The following is a 24,913-nucleotide window of genomic DNA, read 5'->3' as shown; positions in this document are numbered from 1 at the left end:
CCATCACAATGGAGGTGCACCTCTTTTCGCGAAAATTACCTTTTATTCTATTCCAGAATCAGAATGCTGTACAGATTTGTTTCGGAAAAAGCTGTAGTACACCCAGCCTGCGTTAATAAACAAGAAAGCACTCGTCATGTAAAAGACTCCGCTAATACTCACATAGCCTGCCAAAAAGCCACCAATCATCGGTCCAAGCATGCTGCCGATACTGACGAAGCTGTTGTTATAGCCGTAGACACGACTGACCATATGTACAGGTGTTGCTCGTCGCAGCAAAGCATTGACGGATGGAAGCAATCCTCCCAGCGATAATCCTAACAAAAACCTGAGCGCGACCAATTGCCATACCGTATGTACCAGACCTTGTGGAATGAAGATGATTGCGGCAGCCAAAAGCGAGAACAAGAGCACCTTTTGCGAACCAAACCGATCTCCTAAACGCCCCAGCTGTGGAGAGGCAAAGACGTTTGCTACCCCCATGCATGCCTGGACAATACCGGCCCACAGTGCTACCTTTGCCCCTTCTGATCCAACCAATTGCGAAATGTAGATCGGCAACACAGGGATAATGCTAAACAACGCAAACTGGATCATTACGGTTACAAAAAAGAGCGCCGGGAGTTCTTTGGAAGAGAAGATCATCTGAAAATCTTCCCGTAGACTCGACCGTTCCTTTTTTTCAGGTGGAACAAAATTCTCTTTCACCATAAACGTAATGACCAAGGTCGCCAGTAATAATACGCAACCGGTAATCACAAAAATCATCCGAAAGCCGATCTTCTCCGCGAGAACACCGCCAAACAGCGGTCCCATAATGGTTCCAGCCGTAATAAACGACTGAAGCAACCCTGTTGCATAGCCAATTCGTTCTTTTGGTACAGAGGATGCTACCAATGCGGTACTGGCAGGGATGATTCCCCCTACAAGTCCATTGAGTAGACGAAGGGCCAAAAGCTGCCACAGACTTCCCGCAAAACCAGTCAGTGCCATGGTAATGGACATGAAAAATCCCGAGCGCAAAATCATGATCTTGCGCCCGTGCTTATCGGCCAAATTTCCCCAAATAGGTGAGACGAGGCCCGCCGTCAAAAAGTTGGCTCCAAAAATAATCCCCGCCCAAGCCGTTACTTGATGAGGGTCTTCAATTCCGAAATCCTGCTGAATGTAAAGCGGTAAAAAAGGCATGATCATGCTCATCGCCACCATGACGAAAAACAAGGATCCGCAGAGTACATATAAATTACGGCGCCATATCTCCATCGGATTTCCTCCAATCCCATCTGCTTATCCCAGTTGCGGGTCGGATGTACTTCCTAAATCTTGCACACTCCACAGGCCATAATATACTCCCTTTCTCGCAAGCAATTGCTCATGCGTGCCTTCCTCAACGATTTGTCCCTCTTTCATGACAATGATTTTGTCCGCATGGGTAATCGTCGAAAGTCGATGGGCCACGATGAGCGTGGTTCTTCCTTTTGCCAACCTAGACAAAGACTCCTGAATCGTGTGCTCTGATTCCAAGTCGAGTGCAGACGTCGCTTCATCCAGGATCAGAATACCCGGGTCACGCAGGAAAACACGCGCAATCGCGATTCGCTGCTTTTGTCCGCCCGAGAGCTTCACGCCACGCTCTCCCAGCTCCGTATGGTACCCATTCGGTAATTCGCTAATAAAGTCATGGGCATTTGCCGCCTTCGCAGCTTCTTGCACAGCATTGTCATCCGCATCAGGATTGCCCATTAAAATATTCACTTTTGCTGATTCACTAAACAAAATATTATCTTGCTGCACCATCCCGATGTGGTGACGCAAATTTTGCTGCTTCACATCGCGGATATCGATGCCATCAATCGTAATTTTCCCTTCTGTCACGTCCCAAAAACGCGGGAGCAAGCTAATCAGAGAAGATTTTCCGCCGCCTGACATCCCGACAATTGCAACCGTTTCGCCAGAAGAGATGTTCAGATTCACATTGTTCAAGACGAGAGGGCCTTCCTCCCGATAGCGGAAGGACACGTTCTCGAAGCGGATTTCCCCGTGAATGCGTTTGGTTGCAGGGTCGACAGGCAGCTCCCCCGCGTTTGGCTTGTCGACGATATCGTACGATTCATCGATAAACTCGAACATCCGATCCATCGAGGCAATTGCCTGTGTCAGCACCGTACTGGAATTGACCAAGCGTCGCAGCGGCGTGTACAAGCGATCCAAATAAACATAAAACGCAACCAACGTCCCTACGCTCATGCTCCCGCCAATAACTTGATAGCCAGCATAAGCAATGACCAGGAGCGGTGCGATATCCGTCACCGTATTAATTACAGCAAAAGTTCGAGCATTCCAGCGTGTTTGCGCCAGTGCCTTATCCAAAAACTGATTGTTTTCCTTTGCGAATTCCTTGCTTTCCTGCTTCTCCAAGGCAAAGCTGCGGATGAGCGCCATCCCATTGACGCGTTCGTACAAATATCCTTGCAAACGCGCCAGTGCCGCAGAACGATCCTTGGTTAATTGACGCAAGCGCTTGTAGAAAAATTTGACTGAAATACTGTACAAAGGGAAAACGACAATCGCCACAAGTGTCAGTTCCACATCCATGTAGAGCATGATCGCCAGTGTCAGGATGATCGTAATCAGGTCCAACCAGAGATTCATCAATCCCGTTTCCACGAAGCTTTTGGTTGATTCCACGTCGTTAATGACGCGAGAGATGACCTCACCCGTTTTTGTATTGTTGTAGTAGCGCATCGACAGTCGTTGTAAATGAGAAAACAATTGATTGCGGATGTCAAACAAGATACGACTGGATACCCACTGTGCATAGTATTGCCGGATGTACTCAACAGGGGCGCGAACGACGGTAAATAACAAAAAGGCCCCGAGCATCAGCCAAAATAACTGTTTCAGCTTTTCCTCTTGAGGAAGCGGACTTGGCAGCAGGTCATCAATGACGTATTTGATAAGAAGCGGCAGAGCAAGTGGGATCGCAAACTTTATAATACCAATGAATATGGTGCCCAATATTTGTTTCCAATAGGGCAGGACATAAGCCAAATAGCGGCGTATGCTCAACCATCATACCTCCTTTGCAAACAAGGAAATCCCTCCCCCGGTCATTCGGGAAAGGGATTATTCCTCATCATCTCGCACTAAAAGATAACGTTCGTACCAACGTTGGACGAAACCGTTTTGAAAAGGGCCACGTCGCGCGCTTACCCAATCCAGCACCTCTCGCAATGCTGTCTGCACTCTTTCCACAACAAATGGAGGATAGTTCATCTGTTTGCTGTGCAAAAGAAACTCCTCTTCGTCGAGAATCGAGTACGTCATATCGGGAAACACTTTTACGTCGAGATCATAGTCTATGTAGCTAAGCAATTGTCCCTTCATGCTGAAGGGCGAACCAATGTTGCAATAATAATAAATACCGTCATCACGAATCATGGCAATGGTATTGAACCACTGGCCTCTACCAAATGTACAAATGGCCGGTTCACGCGTACGCCATTCCCGCCCGTCTGCTTCTGTCACCTTGACCCGATCATTTCCCCCAATCACCACCGCATCACTGGTATGAATCAACGTAGATTTGTCCCATATGCGGTGCAACGAATGGTCATGTTTATAACTTTCTATGCGGATATTGGAGCCCGGAGTTGGTGACATGACTCTCCCCTTTCTTCTCTTCTCTATTTGAATGGGGACAAGCCTCCTTTAAGAAGAGAGCTTTTTGGAAAGTGTAACATATTTTTGTACTTCATAGCCAAGTGAAAGGTAAAACGGAAGGACTTCCGGATTTGATTGATTGACCATGATCAAGACGTTATTGACACCTCGTTGCTTGAAACGCTTTTCAATTGCTTCAACGAGTTCGCGACCAATACCTGAGCCTTGCATCTCTGGAAGTACAGCCAATCGGTAGAAATAGGCACGTGCACCGTCGATCGTGCCAACCACGACCCCTACAACTCTGCCTTCCATTTCTGCAACCATTACCAGATCGCTGTCCCAAGCCAAATGCTGGGCCAAATCGTTCAATGACTCTTTGTCCGATTGGTCCAACCCCGTCTCCTGCCAAATACGTGTGATAGCCGAATAGTCACCGAGTCGAAACGGACGAATCAGCATGTGTTGCCTCCTTCGTAACCTTCTTCCTCTATTGTACAACACATGGACAACTTTGTCTTGTGTCGCAACACCACAAAGTCTCCAACTCCATACTCCAGCTTCAATAAATCATTATGTCAAAAGAGAAATACCGCCGTCTACAATCAATGTTTGTCCGCGAACCATCCACGCTTTGTCAGAGAGCAAGAATATCACCGCATTAGCCAAATCTTCCGGCTCCACAATACGTCCTGCTGGCGTACGCTCTGCTGAGCTACCGAGCAATTCTTCGCGATTCGGGAAATGTTTGAGTGCATCCGTATCCACCGCTCCGCCAGAAACAGCGTTTACTACAATATTATGCGGCGCGAGCTCGACTGCCAAATAACGAGTAATCGCTTCTACAGCTGCCTTCGATACGCCAACCGCTGTATAGTTGTCGAGAACGCGAATGGACCCAAGGCTGGACAAGCTCACGATTTTTCCGCCGTTGCCGCCCTTGATCATTAGTTTTGCCGCTTCTTGCGCACAGAACAATAGCGCCTTGCTGTTAATTTCCATGGTCCAGTCCCAATGGCTTTCTTCCAGCTCCATCAGCGGACGCAGTACACCCGATGCCGCATTGTTCACAAATACATCCAAGCGACCGAATTCCTGGTCAATTTCTGCGAACAACTCTTTGATTTTTGCTACATCCCCTACATTGGCTTTGATCAGATGGACACGAGCGCCCTTTGCTTCGAGCTCTGCTGCTGCTTCTCTTGCCGCAGTGCGGTTACGCAAATAGTTCAGCACCAGGTCATAGCCCTGTTCCGCCAATTGAAGCGCAATCGCTTTTCCGATTCCTCGCGTTCCGCCAGTAACCAGTGCTACTTTTTTCGTTGTATTCATAAAAAGATTACCTCCCGATCTGACCAACTATTAATAGCAGGTACTAATAAATAAAAATCACTCATTCATTATACAACTCCACCTGCGCTTTTTCTACCTGCGGAAAAAATCCCGGCATGACTTGATCCTCTCGACTATAGCCATACTAAGCTCGCAGTATCAGGCAAACCACTACCACATAAGGAGGAATGGCAGGGTGTACATAGGTCGGGAATTGTCTGAATTAACCATGGTGCCACTGGCTGATTGGGAAATGAATGAGCTGCTTTATTACCATCACAGCTTTTCACAACTGGCAGCTTATCTCAGTACAGAAGGAGCCTCTCTTCACGTCAAAGTCATCCATGAGCTTGAATCCCGTGGGCCAGTGAATGGAGACAGTGGGGGATGGGATCATTCCTCGTCACCTATTTACGATTAAGTAAAAAACCCGGCTGCTCGTGTATGTAAACACGGCGCCGGGCTTATTTTTATATACGGAATTTGCCGAGCTGGTTTTGCAATTCCTCCGCGAGGTGTTCGAGAGAAACGGCTGAGGAAGCGATCTCTTCCATAGAGGCTAGCTGCTCCTGGGCAGCTGCGGATACACTTTGTGTACCATCAGATGCTTGCAGTGTCACTTCGGAAATATGGCCAATGATCTCAACCACTTGCTGTGCCCTTGTGGAGAAATCACGCGTCGCTTCAGATACCTGACCGATTTTCTCTGCCACTTCATTGACGGCTGATTGAATTTGTCCGAAGGACTGGCCAGCTTCGTTCACTTTTTCAATACCTTCCGTTACTTCATGCTTACTCTGATCCATAACGATCACAGCATGGTTTGTCTCCGCTTGAATCGCTTTGATCAGTTGACTAATTTGTTGTGCTGAGCTTGCGGATTGCTCTGCCAGCTTGCGTACCTCATCAGCCACCACAGCAAAGCCTCGTCCATACTCCCCTGCTCGAGCCGCTTCGATTGCTGCATTTAATGCGAGCAGGTTGGTTTGATTAGCGATGGCAGTAATCACATCCACGATGTTTCCAATTTCTTGGGAACGCGTCCCCAGATTATCCACAACTTTTGCCAGACCGTGAATCGATTCGCTAGATGCGTTCATTTGCATCACAGCCGATTGAATGGCTTTGTTACCGGCGACTGACAATTCTGATGATTCCTGAGCTGCGCTGAATACATTTTGAGTATGCTCTACAATCTGACCGATTCTTGCCGACATTTGTTCGACTGCTGCATTCCCCTCCTGCGTATGGTAGACTTGCTGCTCGGTTCCCTCCGCCATTTCTTGCATGGTCTCTGCGATCTGTTCTGTCGCTTTGCTTGTCTGATCCGCACTGGCCGCGAGCTGCTCTGCCGAAGAAGCCAGTTGCTGAACAGAATCATTCACAGAAAGGAGCAAGGAACGAAGAGATTCCGCCATATGATTGAAGGCTTTGCCCAACGTACCCAACTCATCGTCACTTCGTATAGCTACTTGTTGTGTCACATCGCCTTGGCTCATTTTTTCCGCTGCTTCTGTCAACATACGCAAAGGACGGAGTAAAGAGCGCAAAATCACGTAAATGGCTCCGCCAGCTACCACCAGTGCAGCAATGATAATCACGAGCATCGTGTAAAAAATCGGACTTGCTGCTTCTGCTGCTTCACTTTCATACATCACGCCTATAAGCTTCCAGCCCGTATTTTCGTTCGTAGTAAACACGGCTTGGACGGGATTTCCTTCGTGCTGAAATTGTAAACGACCTGACTCTTCTGCATATACTGTATCCGTCCAAGACGCTGCAACCTCAACGCCAGACTCTCGATTTGGATTGACCAGCATTTTTCGGTTTTTATCCAAAATCGCCATATATCCTTGGGTACCGATTTTCGCTTGCTTGACCGTCGCGTCCAGCGCTGTCAGTTGAATATCAATTCCAAGTACACCAGATTTATCAGGCAAGGACATCGCGATTCCCAACACAACTTTTCCGGTTATGGCATCAATGTATGGGTCCACAATGACGCTCTTTCCTGGTTGCTTCATGGCGGCTATGTACCAATCCCTCTTTCTTGGGTCGAATCCGTCGGGAAGCTTGGAATCAGTCGCAGTCAACATGCCACCATTCTCATCCCCGATATACGCTTCACTCACTTCTGGGTTCATCGCGAGAAAACGCTGCAATTGCTTTTTCGTTTCCATTTTGGTCTCTTCCAAGATGTCATGGCGTACAATATCAGAAGCAATCCATTCCACATTCCTCGATTGCTCCAGCAGTGTGTGGTTCAAAAGCGCATCTATCAACCGAACGTTTTCAGAGGCAGTCGTAAGCAATTCATCAGACAACTCTGCCTTGGCACTCTGATAAGAGAGCAACCCGAGCAAAAGCATGGGGATCACTAAAATTGTGGAAAATGTAGCGATCAGCTTGGATTTTACAGTGAGTCTGGGGGTTTTCATTCGCTAGCATCACCTTTCTGCGTGTCATGATTGTCCTATATTGATACCCGCTATATGCCTAATGGTAAACCTTCATTTGCCCACTAAACTGCACATTCGTTTATTATTTATTATTTTTTATTATATTCAGAATATACTTTCTTCTAGAAATAGGTAAAAAATCGCTTTACAACAAGAAAAAAATGCCATATTCTAAGAGTACGTTCCACACACTACTACTACTACCACTACTACTACGGAAAGAAAGGAGGCAGCACCATGATGATGATAGCAATGAATCCAAATCCAGCTCTTATTGATCGTCTTGTGGATGTTTTAACTGAATATAGCAGCGCCTCCTGGGTCGACGAATTCCAGTAGTATTCGTACTCTTCAACATTTCCATTTCGTCTATTACCGACCACAGGCGTTGTTGCTTGTGGTCTTTCTATGCCCTTCAAAACGGCATGTCCGTTTGTTGATGCCAGAAGACCGCAGGCTTTCGCCCGTGGTCTTTTTCTTTCTCTTCAATTAACATTTTCCACCTTGAAAGGGGGTGATTGGTAATGGTACTGAACTTTTTGCTTTTCACAGTCAAGATTGAACGCAATAAGGAACAAGCGGAGACACTTTTCGCAGAATCTGCTCGCTGTCGTTATCTCGAAGAACGCGCCGAAGAACATGCTTTTCAAGCAGCACAATTTGTGAGCCGTATTTAATGGACGAAACACGATTACTTGACTACAGGAGGGATTTTAGTATGAAAAACAAACAACGGCGTCAGATGATGAGGTTTACGGGAGTCAAAGCGATAGATGGTAGCTGACTGCACCAAACTAACGGGATGGGAGGGATACACTCATGTACATTCCAATGATTTTCTTCACAATCATAATTGAGAAACGGAAATTGACACCGAAGCAAATTGAAGCAAAATACATGCAACAGCAAGCGCTGAAACGCATCGAAGAACAAAAGCATCAGATCGTCACACAATTTCCAGAGTTTTTGATTCGATAAAAAGAAACGGTTTTACAAAGATCATGTCTGCGGGGGCATGATCTTTTTATTTTCCACTGCTCTTCCCCTCTCTCGAAGCTTTATAATGGATTCAAAAGAGAAAAGTGGGGAGTGAAATCATGGAGTATCAAATCGTCTTTATAGACATTGATGGAACACTCGTCAATGAAGAGAAAATCATACCACCGGATACACTCGAAGCGATTCAAGAGCTACAAAGAAACAAGATCGAGGTCGTCTTAGCAACAGGCAGAGCTCATTATTATTTTGACGAGCTTGCCCAGCAGTGCGGCATCGATTCGTATATCAGTTGCAATGGCGCATATGTCGTCTATCAAGGAAAAACCATTTATGATCGCCCCATCCCGACCACAACACTCGATCAATTGCAGCAGATCGCAGACCAGCACGACCATCCCATCGTGTTTCAAGGCAGTACGGCGGGCTTTTCTACTCATAAGCAGCATCCTTATTTGGATTGGACCTTTCAGCAATTGAAGCTTGATTCCCCTGATCACAATGCAAACTTCGCCCATTCTGAAAATATTTATCAGGCGCTGTTGTTTACACCAGAAGCGCACGAACAACAGTACAGAGAAGCGATTCCGGCTCTCTCGTTTATACGCTGGCATGAGTATTGTATGGATGTTTTTGCGAAAGGCGGTTCAAAAGCCCTCGGTATTGAAGCCCTCCTCTCGCATATCGGGCTTGCGCCAAGTAAGGCGGTTGCTTTTGGAGACGGTCTGAATGACAAAGAAATGCTGTCTTATGTCGGGATGGGAATCGCGATGGGCAATGCGCATGAAGCTTTGTTGCCGCATGCCAATTACGTAACACGGCACGTCGATGATGGCGGGATATCTCACGGCTTGCGTCACATCGGTCTGATGAAATAAAAGCTGCCGAGAAATGCTCGACAGCTTTGCCTAATCGTTATTTTTGTCCCAACAGCTCGCGAATTTTTTGATGCGCCATCGGGATGGTGTAAGCATCTAATTCCTCCCAAGCTGCGTATCTTGCATGAGCGGGGAGCTCTTCCCCTTCGATCCAGTCACAGGACCATACTTGCATGTTCCACTGCAAATGGGAGAAGACGTGCTGAACCGTACCGAGTGGCTGCATGACTTCTACATCAATTCCGAATCGTTCACGCAAACCAACTGCAAGTGCCTCCTGCTTGGCAGCATCATTTTCCTGTTCGGTTTCAACAGTAGGGAATTCCCACATGCCGGCGAGAAGCCCCTGATCGGGACGCTTGTTCATCAATACTTTGCCGTCGCGAATGATAATGCCTACTTGCAGGTCAACAGGACGTGGAGGTTTGGCTTTGCCTTTGACCGGCAGCTCTTCTGCCACTCCCTCCTGACGGGCCATACAGTAGTCAAACACCGGACAGGTCAAGCATTGCGGAGTGCGCGGCACACAGACCATCGCTCCCAGCTCCATTAAAGCCTGATTGAAATCACCAGCTCTCCCCGCTGGAATGACCTGGCGTACGAGATGCTCGATTTTGATTCTCGTGGCAGGCTTGGCGATGTCGTCCGTTAAATACAGCAGACGTGAAAAGACACGCATAACATTTCCATCCACAGCCGGCTCCGCCTTTTCATAGGCAATGCTAAGAATGGCACCTGCTGTATACGGACCGACACCTTTTAGTGTAGCGATCTCTTCTGGTGTATCCGGCACAACTCCTCCATAGCGAACCGTTACCTCGCGGGCTGCGGCTTGAAGATTGCGCGCGCGGGAATAATAACCGAGCCCTTCCCACGCTTTTAAGACATCATCCTCGGGCGCTTTCGCTAAATCACTCACCGTCGGAAATTTCTCCATGAAATTCGCATAATAAGGTTTAACGGTCTCTACGCGTGTTTGCTGAAGCATGATCTCCGATACCCAGATTCGATATGGGTCTTTGTTGATCCGCCAAGGCAAATCCCGCTTTTGTGAGTCGTACCAGGCCAGCAAATCTTGGGCAAAGCCAAACACATGAAATTGTTCAGGAAGGGTATATTTCAAGCTTTCTTTTTTTCTTGCCATTTGCGTTTATTCTACTCCTTTTCATCCCAGTTCCGCGGGACGAAACGCCCACACATGCAGTTTCGCAGCTCCGCCGGAAATACAGTCGCAAAAGTCTTGGTCTGCCAAACGGTTTGCCTTGATTTCTTCGTATACGTGAACAGTCTCGACCTCAAACGTTTCAACAAACAGACCGGGCTGATCCAAGCCCTCCATTGAGCGATACTGACGTGCACCCATCGCTTCCATTCGCTCAGACATCGAGGAGAGCAATCGCAGAGCGTGACTCCGTTTTTCAGTATCCAACTTGTATTCAATGAAAACCGTTAGCATGCGACATGTTCCTCCTTTAACGATTCAACGCTTTCATCATACCCTTCCCACCCGGTGCGAACAAGCACACAAATATTTTCAGAACGGGCGGGAATTAAGCTTAGGCAAACGCTATAATAAACAATAAAAGTGGAAGGAAGGGAGGAAGACAACGATTCCATGGATACAGCCACACATTTTGCCATGGGCTTTGGATTGGCCGGGCTCGCCTATCTTGATCCTGTCGTAGCTTCTACTCCGTCACTTGCAGTGGCCGTCATGATCGGTACGGTCATTGGCTCGCAGGCACCTGATTTGGATGGCTTAGTCCGCCTTCGTGGTACCGCTGCCTACATTCGCAACCACCGAGGTGTTTCTCACTCGGTTCCGGCTTTATTTCTCTGGACGGGAGCCATTTTCGTTCTCATCCAGGCCATGATGCCACAGCCCCATTGGCTGCATTTGCTCGGCTGGATATTCCTAGCCGTCTGTTTACACGTCTTCGTTGACTTGTTCAATTCCTATGGCACAAAGGGCCTGTACCCGTTTCGCGACAAATGGGTGGCTCTCAACGCCATTTTCATTTTCGATCCGTTCATTTTCGCTGCTCATCTCGTCGGCTTTATGCTATGGGCAGCAGGTGCGCATCCAGGACACGTCTTTTTATGGATATACGTGATCATTGCCGGATACTATTACTGGCGTTGTCAGGCGCAAAGACGAACGACCGAGTTGGTTCGTCAGCGAATCGGCAAAGCTGGTACCTTCACCATCATCCCTACGCTTTCCTGGACGTATTGGACCTTCGTCGCCAAGACAGACCAGCATTGGTATGTAGGTGAAGTCATTTCAGGCGACGTCGTCATCCTGGACACCTTCTCCATCAAACCGGAAAATGAGCGGATTGCGGCAGCCAAGAAAAGCTACAAAGTCCAGTCCTTCCTCGCTTTTACCCATCATGTGCATGTAGAAACAAAGGAGCGCTCCTTTGGCTATGAGGTCAAATGGATTGATCTGCGCTACCGCTCCCGTTTTCAAGGGAAAAGTCACTACATGTTCGTCGCCGTGGTCTACCTCAATTTTGATCTGACCATCCGCGATTCCTTCGTCGGTTGGATCCACCACGGAGAAGAACAGCTTACCAAAAAATTGGATTCAAAACGCTCGTAATCGACGAGACTGCCGCCCCTGCCAGTAGAGGGCGGTTATTTTTTTGTCATCTGACCCGTTCATTTTTACCAAAATTGCACCTGTTCTCCTAGTCAAATACCCATTACGATCAAAATAACAACGACAGACTGGGGGACTCGACATGATACCAATTCGTTATTCCAAGCGTACCATTACTGATCAGGAGCAAATTGACCAGTTTTTGCAAGTGGCTAAGGTCGGCCATCTCGGCTTGTCCAATGAAATCGAGCCGTACATCCTCCCTTTGAATTTTGCATGGTGGAATGGCTGTATTTATTTTCACGGCGCAGATTCTGGCAGAAAAATCGAGATGATGAATGGCAACAACCGTGTATGTTTCAGTGTTTGCGAGGAGTACGGCACAATCGCCTCACCTGTGCCTGCCCATATCGATACGGCTTACATGAGTGTATTTATCGCTGGGACAATTGAGCGTGTTTCTGAACCTGAGGAGATGCGCGATGCGATGCAATCCATGATCGACAAGTACGTACCCGGCTACTATTCAGAAGCGTTGCCTTTGCAGCATGTCCTCAAGTATCGTTCTTCGATGGGCAGTACGACCGCCATCTTCCGGATTACGCCTACCGTGCTGACCGCCAAAGGTAATCCACTTTCCGAAGAGAAACAGTTCTATCCAGGCAGAAAAGTCGAGATGGATGTATAGCAACGAAAAAAGACACGCTCCCTTTTCCTAAGAGCGTGTCTTTTTCTTGACTGATCTTTACTTATTATACGGAGCACTCATTCCTGTCGAAATCGCGATTCGGTTCCAGCTGTTGATCGTATTGATCGCCATAATCAAGGCAACGTACTGATTCTCGTCAAAATGCTCGCGGACCTGCTGATAGAGCTCTTCCGAAACGCCGTTAGCCGTAATGACAGTGACAGCTTCTGTCAGAGCAAGGACGGCCCGCTCTGCCTCTGTGTAAACCGCAGATTCTCTCCATAGGCTGAGTAAATAAATGCGTTGCTCTGTTTCACCGAGTTTGCGTGCATCCTGTGTATGCTTATCCATGCAAAAAGCGCAGCCGTTGATTTGGGAAGCACGAATTTTGATCAGCTCAATCAGTTTTTTGTCCAAGCCGCTCTCATTCACGAAATTTTCCAGCTTGAGCATGGTTTGTAACGCCTCAGGATTTGCTGCACGATGATTGAATCTAGCTTGCATCATTCATCTTTCCTCTCCACTCGAATTTGCTTTCAATCTCAAAGACGAGTGAAGCGTCCTTCTTGTGACGAATCATCCATTTTCTTTTTGCAAATGGGCAAGCTTATCTGGATTGACCATCATGTACAAGCGTGCAATGCGATCTTCTTCTTCATTCATTGTGATCTGGATGATCATTTTCAGCTGACCTTCGGAGTAGACGGCAATCCCATCTTGACCATTGATCGAGCGAATCTGCATCGTAGCATGAGAAGCCCACCTCGGCCATACACCCATCCAGAAGGCAGTAATCCGCTCGTCTGAAAAGATGGGATGAATAGCCGCACGGACTTTCCCTCCACCATCGCTGACAAACACAGCATCTTTTGTCAAAAGTCCGATCAACGACTTCGCATCTGATTGGGAGATGGCCTGCATCAGCTGTTCTACCAAGCTCGAAGTCCGATTCGACTGAGGGACGATCGCCTGATATCCTGCTTCAGCCAGCTTTTTTCTCGCAAGGCTAAACTTCTTACGACAGTTTACTTCGGTCATTTCGAGCATCGCTGCAATTTCGCTGTATTCGTAGTCGAGTGCCGTTCGGAGCACAAAAACGGCACGTAGCGTCGACGGTAGATTCTCTAAGAGAACAAGCAAGCCATACGAGACTGTTTCTTCGGCAATCACTGTTTGCAAGGGATCATTGGTTTCCGAAGCGTCCAGCATCGGCTCCGGCAGCCATTCCCCTACATACTGCTCCCGCTTCCAACGGGCTGATTTTAATAAGTCCAGACAACGATTGGTCACCGCTTTGCACAGATAGCTTTTTACATGGTGAATGTCTTGGATGTCGGTACCTGCCAGCGCAAGAAACGTATCCTGTACAATGTCCTCCGCCTCCGTTACCGAGCCAGTCATCCGGTACGCAAGGGAAAACAGTAATGATTTATACTCCCGATAAACATCCCCCATGTGCACTGTCATTATTTCGTATCACCAAACTGCCAAATGGTGTGACTGAGACTTCCATAACGGATGCTCATATGCAGGCGCTTCGCTGTACGTTCATCGTCTGCAGCTCCCATGACGTACACAAGCGGAACAAAATGCTCGGTTCCATACGCGGGAACAGCTTTTTCGGCATGTGGAGCAAGCTCACGGTAGTTGGCGAGATCCTCGACATTCCAGTCAGTCAATGTTGTTTGCAGCCAGTCTTCGAACTGCTCCGCCCACTCAAAGGTAGCACTATCGGACTCTCTCAGGTTCATATAGGAAAAATTATGGACGGTTCCGCCACTGCCGAGGATCAGAACGTCTTTTTCGCGGAGCGGACTGAGTGCTTTGCCGATCTGATATTGCTCTGTCACGGTCAGGTTCGGATTAACCGATAAGGCAACAACAGGAATATCTGCATCCGGATACATATGGCGCAGAATGACCCAATGTCCATGATCAAGTCCGCGTGTCGTGTTGAGAGCAACTGGTACGCCCGCTTCCTGAAGAAGGCGGACTGTTTCCTCCGCTATTTCTCGCTCTCCTTTTGCTGGATACTCAATCTCATACAACTCCTGCGGGAATCCGCCAAAATCGTGAATAGTCGGGAAGATATCCATCGTTCCCACCGTTTGCTCAAAAGCTTCCCAGTGAGCCGAAAACATGACGATTGCTCGCGGCTTGCGTGGGAGCAGGCTAGGCAATTGGTTCAGTGCTTCTGTATAGGCATTGTTTTCTATGGCAAGTAACGGGGCACCATGTGCAATGAAAAAAGACGGCATCATTTGCGTACACTCTCCTCTATACTTTTTAAACTTAGTTACTTTTAGTAAGTATTATATCTCATAATCACTACGGTTACAAGTGTATCCTAAATTGATGCCGTTTCTTTTCTCTGAACAAAAAAAGGCTTGCCGCTCTTAAAGAACGACAAGCCTTATGACAGGTAAAGTTACAATTACTTCGCTGCTGCGAAACGCTTGCTAACTTCATCCCAGTTTACAACATTCCAGAACGCGCCGATGTAATCAGGGCGTTTGTTTTGGTAGTTCAGGTAGTAAGCATGCTCCCAAACGTCCAGACCAAGGATAGGTGTTTTACCTTCCATGATTGGGCTGTCTTGGTTAGGAGTAGAGCTAATTGCTACTTTTCCGCCTTCTGCAGTCAGCCAAGCCCATCCGGAACCGAAACGAGTAGTAGCTGCTTTTGCGAATTCTGCTTTGAAGTTGTCAAAGCTTCCGAAAGCCGCGTTGATTGCGTCAGCCAGTTCACCAGTTGGTGCGCCGCCGCCATTCGGGCTCATGATTTCCCAGAACAGTGTGTGGTTAGCATGGCCTCCACCGTTGTTGCGAACAGCAGTGCGGATGGACTCAGGCAGAGCATCCAGATTGCTGATCAGCTCTTCAATGCTTTTACCTTGCAGGTCAGCGTGTGCTTCCAGAGCTGCATTCAGGTTGTTAACATAAGTAGCATGGTGACGTCCGTGATGGATCTCCATGGTTTGAGCGTCGATATGTGGTTCCAAAGCGTTGTGTGCATAAGGCAATGCAGGAAGTTGATGTGCCATTGTAACATTCCTCCTCAAATTATGTAGGTCAAGCTTACGCCTTCATTATACTGTAAGCCAAACAGTTTTTCAACAAATCGGTATGCAAAGTATATTAATCTATTTATTATTTCAAAGATTTCTATCTTGAAAACAAAACCGAGCGTGCTAGACTTGGATTATTACAAACGAAGAGAATCAGGTGATATTTAGTGGAAATGGACTTATCAACGATCGTACTTCTCGCTGTCTTTGGATTCATTGCAGCATTCATCGACAGTACTGTTGGTGGAGGCGGACTCATCTCCCTCCCCGCTCTGCTCGGTCTAGGAATGCCACCGTACCTTGCTCTTGGCACGAACAAATTGGCTGGTACGATTTCATCAGCCACCAGTTCTTACACCTTTATCAAGAACGGTAAATTTGACAAGAAGCTCATGCTGATCTTATTTCCCGTCTCCCTGATCGGCGCCTATTTCGGAGCGAAAACAGTTCTGTTCGTTCCCCAGGAGTTTTTGAAGATCCTTGTCGTTATCATGATGGCACTCATTTTCGTTTACACCCTTTTCAACAAACGTTTCGGTCAAGATTCCAACTACAAAGGGCTGACCAAATTTACGCTAGGCATCGGGATTCCTTTTACCTTTTTAATCGGATTTTACGATGGATTTTTCGGGCCTGGAACCGGTTCGTTCTTTGTTTTTCTAATGGTGCTTTTGTTTGGCTATGATTTTGTGATTGCGGCCGGCAATGGCCGAATTTTGAATCTGGCCAGTAACATTTCAGCGCTTTTTGTCTTCACAATGGAGGGCAAGGTTGTCTTCATGACTGGTCTTATCATGGGGATCGCGATGCTGTTGGGCGCTAACCTTGGTGCCAAAATGGCCATCAAAACGGGGGTACGTTATGTTCGTCCATTGTTCTTGGTCGTATCCATTACCTTAATTGTGAAGATGGTGTATGAGTTGATTTTTACTGGTTGATATAAAAAGACCTTCTTGCACGTTACTGTAGTGGTGGGGAGGAAACAGGAGAAAACGCTCAGCTTCTAAGGCGACCCGCTGTGGGATTGACTGCCCGACTCCATGCAAAAAGCGAAACCGCGTCCAAAGTAGTCCATTCAGGAAGTTTTTCAGAGGTGGACGCTTGAGAGCGTGTTTCGCTTTTTCCATTCCGTCTCGGTCGGTGTCCCTAAGATCTTCGCTTATTTCTCCTGTTTCCTCTACGAGCTTTCCATGCTTAAACGGGTTTTAGAAGACTTTAAATCTTCAGCAACGACAGAGAAGAATATTTCCAGACGTAGCGACTTGTGGAGTCCTACCGAGCGGAGAAGGGATTCGCGGGCAAAAGAAACGCAACGTGCCCGCGCTACGAAGTGGCTACCACTTTTGCGTTTCCCCGCGAATCCCTTCGGAGCGGGCAGTCTTATCCCCCAGCAGGACGGAGCCTGGAGCCTAGACTGGAAATATTCTTCTCCCCACTACAGCCATAAGCACGTGATGAGTCAGCCTGTAACCATCTACAGGCTGACTTTTTATGTTTGGCTCTTAGTTTGGCTCTTAGTTTGGCTCTTAGTTAGCCCCGGCTGCAACAACTTTGGCCTGATGATCACGCACCGCCTGATTGCTCGCCGCCATAAACGCCTGCGCGACCGCCATCAGTACATCTCGATGCTCGGCAACTCCTTTAAAATGACTTCCGTTAGCGCTGACCGTCACGATCGCTTCGCCTGTCGCATGTTCTCCCGACGACAACGAATACAGCTCCATGTCCGTAAACTCTACGTCGAACGGCAGTGCCTGCTTGATGCCTGCCACCAATGCCTCGACAGGTCCTTCTCCGGTGCCCGAGTATGCTTGTTCTTCTCCTGTCACATTGTTCGTAATGGTGCAGGAAGCCATACGACTTCCGGATGTGCCGGTGAGCACTTGCGCATTGACCAGTGTGAACGGCTCCAGTACCGCGTTCACGGTATGTCCTACCAGCTCAAGCAACTGATGATCCTGAACAACTTTTTGCTTGTCAGCCAGCTCTTTAAATTGGACGTACAGTGTCTCCATCTGTTCGTCGGTCATCTGTATCCCGAATTCGTTTACACGGTGCTTGATGGCATGACGACCGGAGTGCTTTCCGAGAATGATCATGTTACGAGGTACGCCCAAGCTCTCCGGGTCCATGATTTCGTATGTGCTGCGCTCTTTCAAGAGGCCGTCCTGATGAATTCCCGCTTCGTGCTGAAAGGCATTGCGACCGACAATTGGTTTGTTGAAAGCAATCGGGAAGCTCATGGCACGGCTCACCTTTTGTGAAGTGGTGTAAATGTGCTCTGGTCTGATGCCAGTCTCAGCATCCAGTGCTTCTTTGCGCGTCTCAATTGCCATTACCAGTTCTTCCAAGGAGCAGTTCCCTGCTCGCTCACCGACCCCGTTGACCGTTACTTCGACTTGGGTGACCCCAGCACGAATTGCAGCCAAACTGTTTGCAACCGCGAGTCCCAGGTCATTGTGGCAGTGTGCACTGAACTCTACCTTGTCGCTGCCACGGACATTTTTCATGACACGAGTGAACATGGCTCCGTACTCTTCCGGTAGCGCATATCCGACCGTATCGGGGATGTTGATAATGGTTGCTCCTTCTTCGATCGCTGCCTCGATCATCTCAAACAGGAACTCATCTCCAGTACGGGTCGCATCCATCGGTGAAAATTCGATCCGGTCTACAAACTGTTTGCCGTACGCAATCATCTCGCGGGCGATTTTAATCACCTGCTCTCTCGACTTACGCAGTTGGAAGTCCAGATGAATGCTGGAGGATGACAGGAACATGTGGAGTCTGCGACGCTCTGCCGCTTGTGTAGCTCGAACGGCTGCATCGATGTCCTCTTTCACCGCACGAGCAAAGCCACAGATCTCCACGCCGTGCACCTCTTGCGAAATACGTTGCACCGCCATGAAGTCACCAGGACTGGAGATCGGGAAGCCCGGTTCAATGACATCCACGCCGAGGTCTGCCAAATGCTTCGCTATCACGATTTTTTGCTCCGGAGAAAGAGACGCTCCTGGTGCTTGCTCTCCGTCACGCAGTGTCGTATCGAAAATATGAATTCTTTTTGCCATGGGTATTGCCTCCTCATTTTTCGTTATTTTCTCAATAAAAAAAGCCCGACGTCTCCATATACAAGAGACGACAGGCTTTTGGCTGCCGCGGTACCACTCTCGTTGATCCCCTCTTTTTTCAAAAGAGAATCCACCTCGCTATCCCGATGACGTGGGACGATCCGTCAAGGTCTACTGTCTATGTTCAACCTTGCCGCTCCCGGGTGAGATTCGAGCATTTCCTGACTGCGTCGCACCTACCCGCAGCTCTCTGGACAAGAAATTCGCTTTACTAGCTCCCGTTCTTCGCGTTTGCTCTATGTCGTTGTGAAAATCAAAAAGGCCTGCCGTCTCTATCGAAGAGACGACAGACCTTGTCTATCGCGGTACCACTCTCGTTGACCCCAGCTACTCGCCAGAAGTCCACCTCATGTACTGATCCTAGTCGATCAGCACAACCCAATCACGGAGGTTAACCGTCAGAACTTACTGCTCGATGCAGCGCTACATCTTGTTCAGTCCTGCCGCTCCCGGGCGAGCTTCACTGGCTTCTCTGACTGCGTTGCACCATCCCGCAGCTCTCTAAACAGATCAGACCACTTACTGTTCCCGTTCTTCGCGTTATTGTTATTATTGTTTGAAATTTTATTCGGTTTATATCTGGTTGTCAATGGAGTCTAGCGATAAAAATATTTTTATTAACCCAATCAATGGAGTTCTCTCACCGAGCTGCGGCCGAACTGTCTGTAATAAAGGAAGGCGAGACCCAGTATCACGAGTACTAAAGCGGAGTAAATATTGCTATAGACGGACGCTCCAGGATAGCTATTGAGCAGATTCCAGCTCACAGCAGCTCCTCCATCAATCGATTTGCCGAACAAGGTAGCTGCAAGTGCACCTGCAATAAAGTTCAGCATTGCCAACAGTCCCATACCGACGCCGATCTGTTCCTTTGGTAGAGTCTGCGAGATTGCGTTTGACATCGAAATCATCATAAACGATAGTCCGACATTGCCAAAAATCAGAAAAACGGCAATGAGAAACGGAGATACTCCCGCAAAGGAAGAGAAGAGCACAAAGCTGCTCAAAAGCAACCCAGACGCTGTGTAAAATAAATACGAATTCCCTTTCTTATCTGCAAGAATCCCGGCCTTTTTCCCCAAGAACGCGGTCACAATTGCTCCCGGTACCATGACAAAGCCGATGAGTCCTGTTGCCAGGTGATTCACATTGGCCAACAACTGTGGACTAAGGAAAGCGAACGAATAGCCACTCCCTATCATCAAAAAGGCAATGAACAGCCCGAGTGAATAGCGTTTGCTCCGGAATAAGCCAGGGCGAACAAAAGGTTCTGCGGTCGTCCGAATTCTTACCAAGAACAGAACGAATGAGAGGATGCACCCCAGTGCGAGCAGCAAGCTCTGATTCGTAATAGCCAACAGAAGCAACGCAATCGTGATTGCGAGAAGCCCACCGCCGATCCAATCCATTTTGACGGCTTGCTGCTCCTCCTCCTCCAAATACTTACAGAAAAAAGGCACGGCAAAAAGCGTGAACAACGGCATGCAGAACAGCCATCTCCAATCGAGCAGACTGACCAGCAAAGAGGAAAGAACGGGACCTAATGCGCTACCGATTGCCATCCCGGTCATTGAGATCCCTAGAGCTCGCCCCCTACTCTCCGGGGGAAAATAGCGCACCGGAATAATGGAAGACGTCGCCGGAACAACCGCAGCTCCTGCTGCCTGCACAATTCTCCCGAAAAGCACCATGCCATAATTATGAGCGAAAAATCCGATAAGGGAGCCGATAGCAAACAGAATTAATCCGAATGTAAGCAAATGTTTGAGCTTGTAGGAATCGGCTAGCTTTCCGTACATCACGGTTCCAACCGCATAGATTAACAAAAAGGCAGACGTCACCCAGCTTACTTGGCTAAAAGATAAATGAAATTCTGTCCTGATTTGCGGTAACACGATATTGAACATCGTAGCACTCATCACTGTAATCATGAGGGTAAACACGAGTACGCGAAGTACTTTTTCAGCAGATTGTTGTTGTGGTTCGCTTTGCATATTGGAAAGACACCTCTCGTTATCACCGATTTCTTCCCGGGAAGGTGATTGTTTGCCTTGCTAGATGTAGTTTATAATGATTTTAAAATAAACGAAAATATATCTTTTGATATGCAGTTGATATACCTGAGTATATGGAGTTGAATCGAATGGAATTGTTGCAATTGCACTATTTCCGGACAGTGGCCAAGTGGCAGCATATGACGAAAGCCGCCCAAGAGCTGCGGATTGCTCAGCCTGCTCTCAGCAAAACCATTGCTCGGTTGGAAGAGGATGTCGGGGTTCCGTTATTCGACCGCGAGCGAGGACGTATTCGGCTGAATACATTTGGGAAGGCGTATCTGGAGCGTGTAGATAAAGCACTGAACTTGTTGGAGGAAGGTCAAAAAGTCGTATCGGATCTGGCCGGAATGGAACATGGTCGTATTCATCTGGCAACGTCAACCTTGGATTTGTTATCAGAACCGTTGGGGAAGTTTCTCGCCCTCCATCCCGATGTACACTTCCAGATCACGCAAGCCAGCATCGAAGAAATGGCAACCCTCCTGGAGTCAGGCGAAGTGGATATTTGCTTCACGCATTTGCCGATCAGAGTGCCGGATGTTTTGACTACGCCCGTATTGAAAGAAGATATTCATGTAGCTGTCCCCCGCACACATCACTTAGCCAAACAAAACAGTATTCGTCTAAGTCAGCTGGCTGAAGAGTCATTTATCGGCTACAGGGAGGACTTTCCCATCCAAATGCTGTACGATCAGTTCTTTCAAAAAGCAGGGATTACCCCCAAATTCGCTTGTCGGGTAGATGATCCAGGCTCTATACAAAAGCTGGTCCGCGCAGGTCTTGGCATCGCCCTCTATGGCTGTATCAGTCGAGAAGAAGACCCTCACCTTGTCATGGTTCCGATCGAACACCCGATCTGCCAGCGACATTTTCAAATGATTCGTCACGAAAAAAGATATCTCTCCCTGGCAGCACGCAAATTCTGTGATTTTATCGTCCAGTATTTTGCTGATTCTCTTGAAAAATAAGCCCCTTCCCAAAAGAAAAAAAGCCTGGCATCATTCGCCAGGCTCTTCCCCTACTCTTGTTTTCTTTTTTTCATACGTAAAATAATGCCGTCAATGAGCAGTCCAATCCCCGCTCCGTAAAAAGGGGCCGCAAACCGAGTTCCTTCAGCAAGCGGCAGGTCTTTCAAATACACGATAAACACCCCGATTATAAAACCGATCATCGTGTAGCGCAGCCGGGTCGCCCCCATCAAACGACACTCCCTTTCACGCTACTTCCCGAATTTATTTGGCATTTTCATGTTTTTCATCGTACGGCTCATTTGTTTAAGCTGCTTTTGGTTGAGATTCATCCCCATTGAACGGGCCATGGCTTGAAGCTGCTTGTCGTCCATTTGCATGTTGGACATTTGTTTTTTCAATAAATAAGTCCCTCCATAAAATCCACCAGCGAGACCGATTAACAATGTAACAATTGGAATTACCCAGTTGTACCAAGCCATCAATACATTACCATCCTCTATACGTAATTATGAACTCTTTTATTGTACCATAGTTGAGCTATCTTCTGTAAATTGTGATTAGAAAACTTGGAAAATGAGAACACTGCCCTCAACAATATCTTTGTCTCAAGCATATTCTAATAGCAAGAGGTGAAGCAACTATGGCTCCAATTGTGATTCTGGACGCTGGACACGGTGGCAGCGATCCAGGTGGAGGAAACAACACGCAGTTTACCGAGAAAGATATGAATTTGCAAATATCGCTCTATCAATATAATCGCTTTTTGGCTCTAAATATTCCTGTCGCTATCACACGGACAACCGATGTGACTCTGACAAGTGAAGCTCGGACTGCTCTGGTTCGCAACAGCGGTGCTCGCTACTGTATAGCGAACCACATTAACTCAGGTGGCGGTCGAGGCTCCGAGGTCATTTACTCGATTTACGGGTCCCCAACCTTTCCCCAATTGATCCAGGATGCCCTGGCAGCGGAAGGGATGCCAAATCGACGCATTTTTACGCGGACACTGCCAGATAATCCGCGGCTCGATTACTACTTCATGCACCGGGAGACTGGCAGCGTAGAGACGGTTATCGTCGAGTACGGCTTTGCTGACAATGCTTTGGACGCAAATAAACTGCAACAGGATTGGCGAGATCTCGCGGAAGGGGTAGTCCGAGCATTTTGCACGTACGCCAAACTTCCCTACCAGCCCCCTACGTCTCCTACTTCTACTCCAAAACCTACTGCAGCACCGACTCTTGCTCCCACCACTTCTCCTGGAAACGGGACGGTCCCTGACTGGAAGCAGGAAGCTGTCAACTGGCTGTATGATCAAGGCTTATTAACCGACGAACAATGGCGTAAGCAGCCTGACCAGCCTCTGCCGCTCTGGGCACAGGCTGTCATCCTAAAACGTTTATTCGAAAAGCTCAAAACGTAACGTAACGTCTCCGTTTAATCGTCGGTCTTAAAACGGGTCAGCGGCGTATCCATTAAGCCCGAATAATTTCTCTTTGCTGGCACACTCACCAATTCGTCCTCTGGGTAGCGGTAGGCGGTTAACATTCCGCCGAACACACATCCTTGGTCGATGTTGATGGTGCCATTTTTTCGTTTTGGTTCTGGATGCGGATCATGTCCCCATACGATGATGGGCGAGGTCACTTTTCTCTCTTTTGCCCATTCTCTGCGGATCGGGCGTCCATCTGGTCCCGTCCCTGCCACATCGCCATATCGGCAAAACGTGTAGACCGCAGGTGAATCCATCCCTATGTAATCATCACGAATCCCCGCATGAACGGCGACTGCTACTATTTTTTCATTCCGTTTGATGATCATGTGCGAAGGAGAAGAAAATAGCAATCTGCGACTCTGCTCTCGTAGCAAGGAGGCCTTCTTCGGCCCGTATTCTTGCTGATACAGCCGAATCTCCTCTTCTACCTTTTCATCTCCATGTGCCAATGTCACTGGTCTGCCATCCAACCAGCGGGCTACTTTCCACCCATGATTACTATCCACCATCTCAGCCAGGCCTGCCGTGACATGATGGTGAAAAAATTGCAGCATTTTGATTGAGTAAGGTCCACGACTCGTGATATCACCGAGGGAAAGGAGCTTTCGGCCGTGGGGATGGCGATAGGTCCCGTCTGGGGTTTGTTCATATCCCAAGCGTTTGAGCAATTCTATAAATTCGTCGTAACAACCGTGAACATCTCCAACGATATCCACACCATCGTCAGCCGAAAGCACCTTGGAGCGTGTTTGAGGTTTGTGCCTCATAACCCGTCCCTCCTTTCCGTAATCTCTCATTCGTTACTTACTATCTTTACCACATCTACGAAAAAAACTCACGGTTTGTATACAAGAAAACTGTTTAAACAAGTAAACGCGCGAAAGAGCCCCTGTTTACCGAGGAGCTTTTTGGCGCGTTTACTTATACATGATGCTATGTGATTAGCCTAAGCTATGCGTATGCACGTAAATGGCCGCTTGCGTGCGATCCTCCACATTCAGCTTGGCAAGAATGTTGCTCACATGAGTCTTGACCGTTTTGATCCCGATAATCAGCTCATCTGCAATCTCCTGGTTGGACTTGCCCTGACCGATCAGCTTCAAAACCTCCAACTCACGCGGCGTCAGTTGCTCATGGGGATGGGACTCTTGACCGTGACGGAAACGGGCCATGATTTTTCCTGCTACCCTCGATTCCAAAACTGGCTCACCCGCCGCAGCAGAGCGGATTGCCTTTGCAATCTCGGCTGCACGCGAAGTCTTCAGCAAGTAGCTGAATGCCCCCGCTTCAATGACCGGATATACCTTTTCGTCATCAATAAAGCTGGTCAAGACGATAACCTTACTGGATGGACAGCTTTCACGAATACGCCGAGTCGCTTCCACACCGCCGATGCCTTCCATAACTAAATCCATCAAAACGACATCCGGGCGCAGTTCTTGCGTCATCCGCACCCCTTCTTCTCCACTGCCTGCCTCTGCTACGACTTCAATATCGTCCTCTGTAGACAAATAAGCAGCCAGACCCATCCGAACCATTTCGTGATCATCTACCAGTAGTACCCGAATCAC

The 24,913-nt window shown here is 48.0% G+C and carries 27 protein-coding genes and 2 other annotated features; of the genes, 9 read left to right on the top strand and 18 right to left on the bottom strand.

The genetic code is table 11. The features are described from left to right. Positions 1–42 precede the first annotated feature (42 nt). The 5 genes from HPY27_RS12415 to fabL all read right to left on the bottom strand — a co-directional run bounded on the left by HPY27_RS12415 (position 43) and on the right by fabL (position 4,995). Entirely contained in the window at positions 43–1,263 is a 1,221-nt protein-coding gene (locus HPY27_RS12415; protein WP_017250150.1) for an MFS transporter, read from the bottom strand. 24 nt (positions 1,264–1,287) lie between these two features. Beyond that, positions 1,288–3,069 carry an ABC transporter ATP-binding protein gene (locus HPY27_RS12410; protein WP_174225111.1) on the bottom strand — a complete coding sequence of 594 codons (1,782 nt, stop codon included), beginning with the start codon at positions 3,067–3,069 and terminating at the stop codon, positions 1,288–1,290. Between the two features lie 57 nt (positions 3,070–3,126). Then, positions 3,127–3,663, bottom strand: coding sequence for a DUF402 domain-containing protein (locus HPY27_RS12405; RefSeq protein WP_007729805.1), 537 nt, complete (start codon positions 3,661–3,663; stop codon positions 3,127–3,129). Positions 3,664–3,711: 48 nt separating this feature from the next. Then, a complete protein-coding gene (locus HPY27_RS12400) occupies positions 3,712–4,125 on the bottom strand; it encodes a GNAT family N-acetyltransferase (protein WP_017250148.1) in 414 nt (137 codons plus the stop codon). A 111-nt stretch (positions 4,126–4,236) separates the two neighbouring features. Then, positions 4,237–4,995: an enoyl-[acyl-carrier-protein] reductase FabL gene (fabL, locus tag HPY27_RS12395; RefSeq protein WP_017250147.1), complete on the bottom strand. Its 759-nt coding sequence runs from the start codon at positions 4,993–4,995 to the stop codon at positions 4,237–4,239. Positions 4,996–5,191: 196 nt separating this feature from the next. Here fabL and HPY27_RS12390 point away from each other — a divergent pair, with 196 nt between their 5' ends. Beyond that, positions 5,192–5,416, top strand: a complete 225-nt coding sequence (locus tag HPY27_RS12390; protein ID WP_017250146.1) for a hypothetical protein — start codon at positions 5,192–5,194, stop codon at positions 5,414–5,416. Positions 5,417–5,465: 49 nt separating this feature from the next. On the opposite strand, the gene HPY27_RS12385 is transcribed toward HPY27_RS12390, so the two are convergent. Then, positions 5,466–7,433, bottom strand: coding sequence for a methyl-accepting chemotaxis protein (locus HPY27_RS12385; protein WP_174225110.1), 1,968 nt, complete (start codon positions 7,431–7,433; stop codon positions 5,466–5,468). Between the two features lie 545 nt (positions 7,434–7,978). Between HPY27_RS12385 and HPY27_RS12380 the strand changes: the two genes are divergently transcribed. From HPY27_RS12380 to HPY27_RS12370, 3 genes are all read left to right on the top strand, one after another. Continuing rightward, positions 7,979–8,131, top strand: coding sequence for a hypothetical protein (locus HPY27_RS12380; protein WP_017250143.1), 153 nt, complete (start codon positions 7,979–7,981; stop codon positions 8,129–8,131). Between the two features lie 142 nt (positions 8,132–8,273). After that, complete coding sequence (locus HPY27_RS12375) at positions 8,274–8,432, top strand: hypothetical protein (protein WP_007729792.1); 159 nt, start codon at positions 8,274–8,276, stop codon at positions 8,430–8,432. 119 nt (positions 8,433–8,551) lie between these two features. Further along, positions 8,552–9,328, top strand: coding sequence for a Cof-type HAD-IIB family hydrolase (locus HPY27_RS12370; RefSeq protein ID WP_174225109.1), 777 nt, complete (start codon positions 8,552–8,554; stop codon positions 9,326–9,328). Positions 9,329–9,365: 37 nt separating this feature from the next. On the opposite strand, the gene mutY is transcribed toward HPY27_RS12370, so the two are convergent. Next, positions 9,366–10,472: an A/G-specific adenine glycosylase gene (gene mutY / locus HPY27_RS12365; protein ID WP_173622785.1), complete on the bottom strand. Its 1,107-nt coding sequence runs from the start codon at positions 10,470–10,472 to the stop codon at positions 9,366–9,368. A gap of 21 nt (positions 10,473–10,493) precedes the next feature. Continuing rightward, entirely contained in the window at positions 10,494–10,784 is a 291-nt protein-coding gene (locus HPY27_RS12360) for an MFS transporter (protein WP_017250140.1), read from the bottom strand. A gap of 159 nt (positions 10,785–10,943) precedes the next feature. On the opposite strand from HPY27_RS12360, the gene HPY27_RS12355 reads away from it, so the two are divergent. Both HPY27_RS12355 and HPY27_RS12350 read left to right on the top strand, forming a co-directional pair. Then, positions 10,944–11,933 (top strand): metal-dependent hydrolase, encoded by a 990-nt coding sequence (locus HPY27_RS12355; RefSeq protein ID WP_017250139.1) that lies wholly within the window; start codon positions 10,944–10,946, stop codon positions 11,931–11,933. A 142-nt stretch (positions 11,934–12,075) separates the two neighbouring features. After that, the gene (locus HPY27_RS12350; protein WP_017250138.1) at positions 12,076–12,621 is read left to right on the top strand and encodes a pyridoxamine 5'-phosphate oxidase family protein; all 546 of its coding nucleotides are present in this window, start codon (positions 12,076–12,078) and stop codon (positions 12,619–12,621) included. A gap of 57 nt (positions 12,622–12,678) precedes the next feature. Here HPY27_RS12350 and HPY27_RS12345 read toward each other — a convergent pair whose 3' ends face one another. The 4 genes from HPY27_RS12345 to HPY27_RS12330 all read right to left on the bottom strand — a co-directional run bounded on the left by HPY27_RS12345 (position 12,679) and on the right by HPY27_RS12330 (position 15,664). Further along, positions 12,679–13,125 (bottom strand): carboxymuconolactone decarboxylase family protein, encoded by a 447-nt coding sequence (locus HPY27_RS12345; protein ID WP_174225136.1) that lies wholly within the window; start codon positions 13,123–13,125, stop codon positions 12,679–12,681. A 72-nt stretch (positions 13,126–13,197) separates the two neighbouring features. After that, positions 13,198–14,088 (bottom strand): RNA polymerase sigma factor SigJ, encoded by an 891-nt coding sequence (gene sigJ / locus HPY27_RS12340; RefSeq protein WP_174225108.1) that lies wholly within the window; start codon positions 14,086–14,088, stop codon positions 13,198–13,200. Further along, the gene (locus HPY27_RS12335) at positions 14,088–14,882 is read right to left on the bottom strand and encodes a dioxygenase family protein (protein ID WP_106836519.1); all 795 of its coding nucleotides are present in this window, start codon (positions 14,880–14,882) and stop codon (positions 14,088–14,090) included. The genes sigJ and HPY27_RS12335 overlap by 1 nt, the downstream gene beginning before the upstream one ends. 173 nt (positions 14,883–15,055) lie before the next feature. Further along, on the bottom strand, positions 15,056–15,664 hold the full coding sequence (locus HPY27_RS12330) for a superoxide dismutase (protein WP_012684750.1): 609 nt from the start codon (positions 15,662–15,664) through the stop codon (positions 15,056–15,058). 191 nt (positions 15,665–15,855) lie between these two features. On the opposite strand from HPY27_RS12330, the gene HPY27_RS12325 reads away from it, so the two are divergent. Next, on the top strand, positions 15,856–16,626 hold the full coding sequence (locus tag HPY27_RS12325) for a sulfite exporter TauE/SafE family protein (RefSeq protein WP_017250134.1): 771 nt from the start codon (positions 15,856–15,858) through the stop codon (positions 16,624–16,626). A gap of 588 nt (positions 16,627–17,214) precedes the next feature. On the opposite strand, the gene HPY27_RS12320 is transcribed toward HPY27_RS12325, so the two are convergent. Further along, positions 17,215–18,759, bottom strand: coding sequence for a 2-isopropylmalate synthase (locus HPY27_RS12320; protein ID WP_017250133.1), 1,545 nt, complete (start codon positions 18,757–18,759; stop codon positions 17,215–17,217). A gap of 60 nt (positions 18,760–18,819) precedes the next feature. Continuing rightward, positions 18,820–19,054: a binding site (T-box leader), on the bottom strand. A gap of 41 nt (positions 19,055–19,095) precedes the next feature. Then, positions 19,096–19,364, bottom strand: a binding site (T-box leader). 81 nt (positions 19,365–19,445) lie between these two features. Next, the gene (locus HPY27_RS12315; protein ID WP_174225107.1) at positions 19,446–20,813 is read right to left on the bottom strand and encodes an MFS transporter; all 1,368 of its coding nucleotides are present in this window, start codon (positions 20,811–20,813) and stop codon (positions 19,446–19,448) included. 149 nt (positions 20,814–20,962) lie between these two features. Between HPY27_RS12315 and HPY27_RS12310 the strand changes: the two genes are divergently transcribed. Continuing rightward, a complete protein-coding gene (locus HPY27_RS12310; protein WP_174225106.1) occupies positions 20,963–21,844 on the top strand; it encodes a LysR family transcriptional regulator in 882 nt (293 codons plus the stop codon). 50 nt (positions 21,845–21,894) lie between these two features. Here the strand turns inward: HPY27_RS12310 and HPY27_RS12305 are convergent, their stop codons facing one another. Next, entirely contained in the window at positions 21,895–22,074 is a 180-nt protein-coding gene (locus HPY27_RS12305; RefSeq protein WP_017250129.1) for a hypothetical protein, read from the bottom strand. A 21-nt stretch (positions 22,075–22,095) separates the two neighbouring features. Next, the gene (locus HPY27_RS12300) at positions 22,096–22,326 is read right to left on the bottom strand and encodes a YneF family protein (protein WP_012684742.1); all 231 of its coding nucleotides are present in this window, start codon (positions 22,324–22,326) and stop codon (positions 22,096–22,098) included. A 161-nt stretch (positions 22,327–22,487) separates the two neighbouring features. Here HPY27_RS12300 and HPY27_RS12295 point away from each other — a divergent pair, with 161 nt between their 5' ends. Next, on the top strand, positions 22,488–23,270 hold the full coding sequence (locus HPY27_RS12295) for an N-acetylmuramoyl-L-alanine amidase family protein (protein WP_173622780.1): 783 nt from the start codon (positions 22,488–22,490) through the stop codon (positions 23,268–23,270). Between the two features lie 14 nt (positions 23,271–23,284). Here the strand turns inward: HPY27_RS12295 and prpE are convergent, their stop codons facing one another. After that, positions 23,285–24,109, bottom strand: coding sequence for a bis(5'-nucleosyl)-tetraphosphatase PrpE (gene prpE / locus HPY27_RS12290; protein WP_173622779.1), 825 nt, complete (start codon positions 24,107–24,109; stop codon positions 23,285–23,287). A 174-nt stretch (positions 24,110–24,283) separates the two neighbouring features. After that, entirely contained in the window at positions 24,284–24,913 is a 630-nt protein-coding gene (locus tag HPY27_RS12285; protein ID WP_007721557.1) for a response regulator, read from the bottom strand.

The sequence above is a fragment of the Brevibacillus sp. HB1.1 genome, assembly GCF_013332445.1.
Classification (GTDB): domain Bacteria; phylum Bacillota; class Bacilli; order Brevibacillales; family Brevibacillaceae; genus Brevibacillus; species Brevibacillus porteri.
Note: the sequence above shows the minus strand (reverse complement) of the source record. Positions and strands in the feature narration are given on the sequence as shown.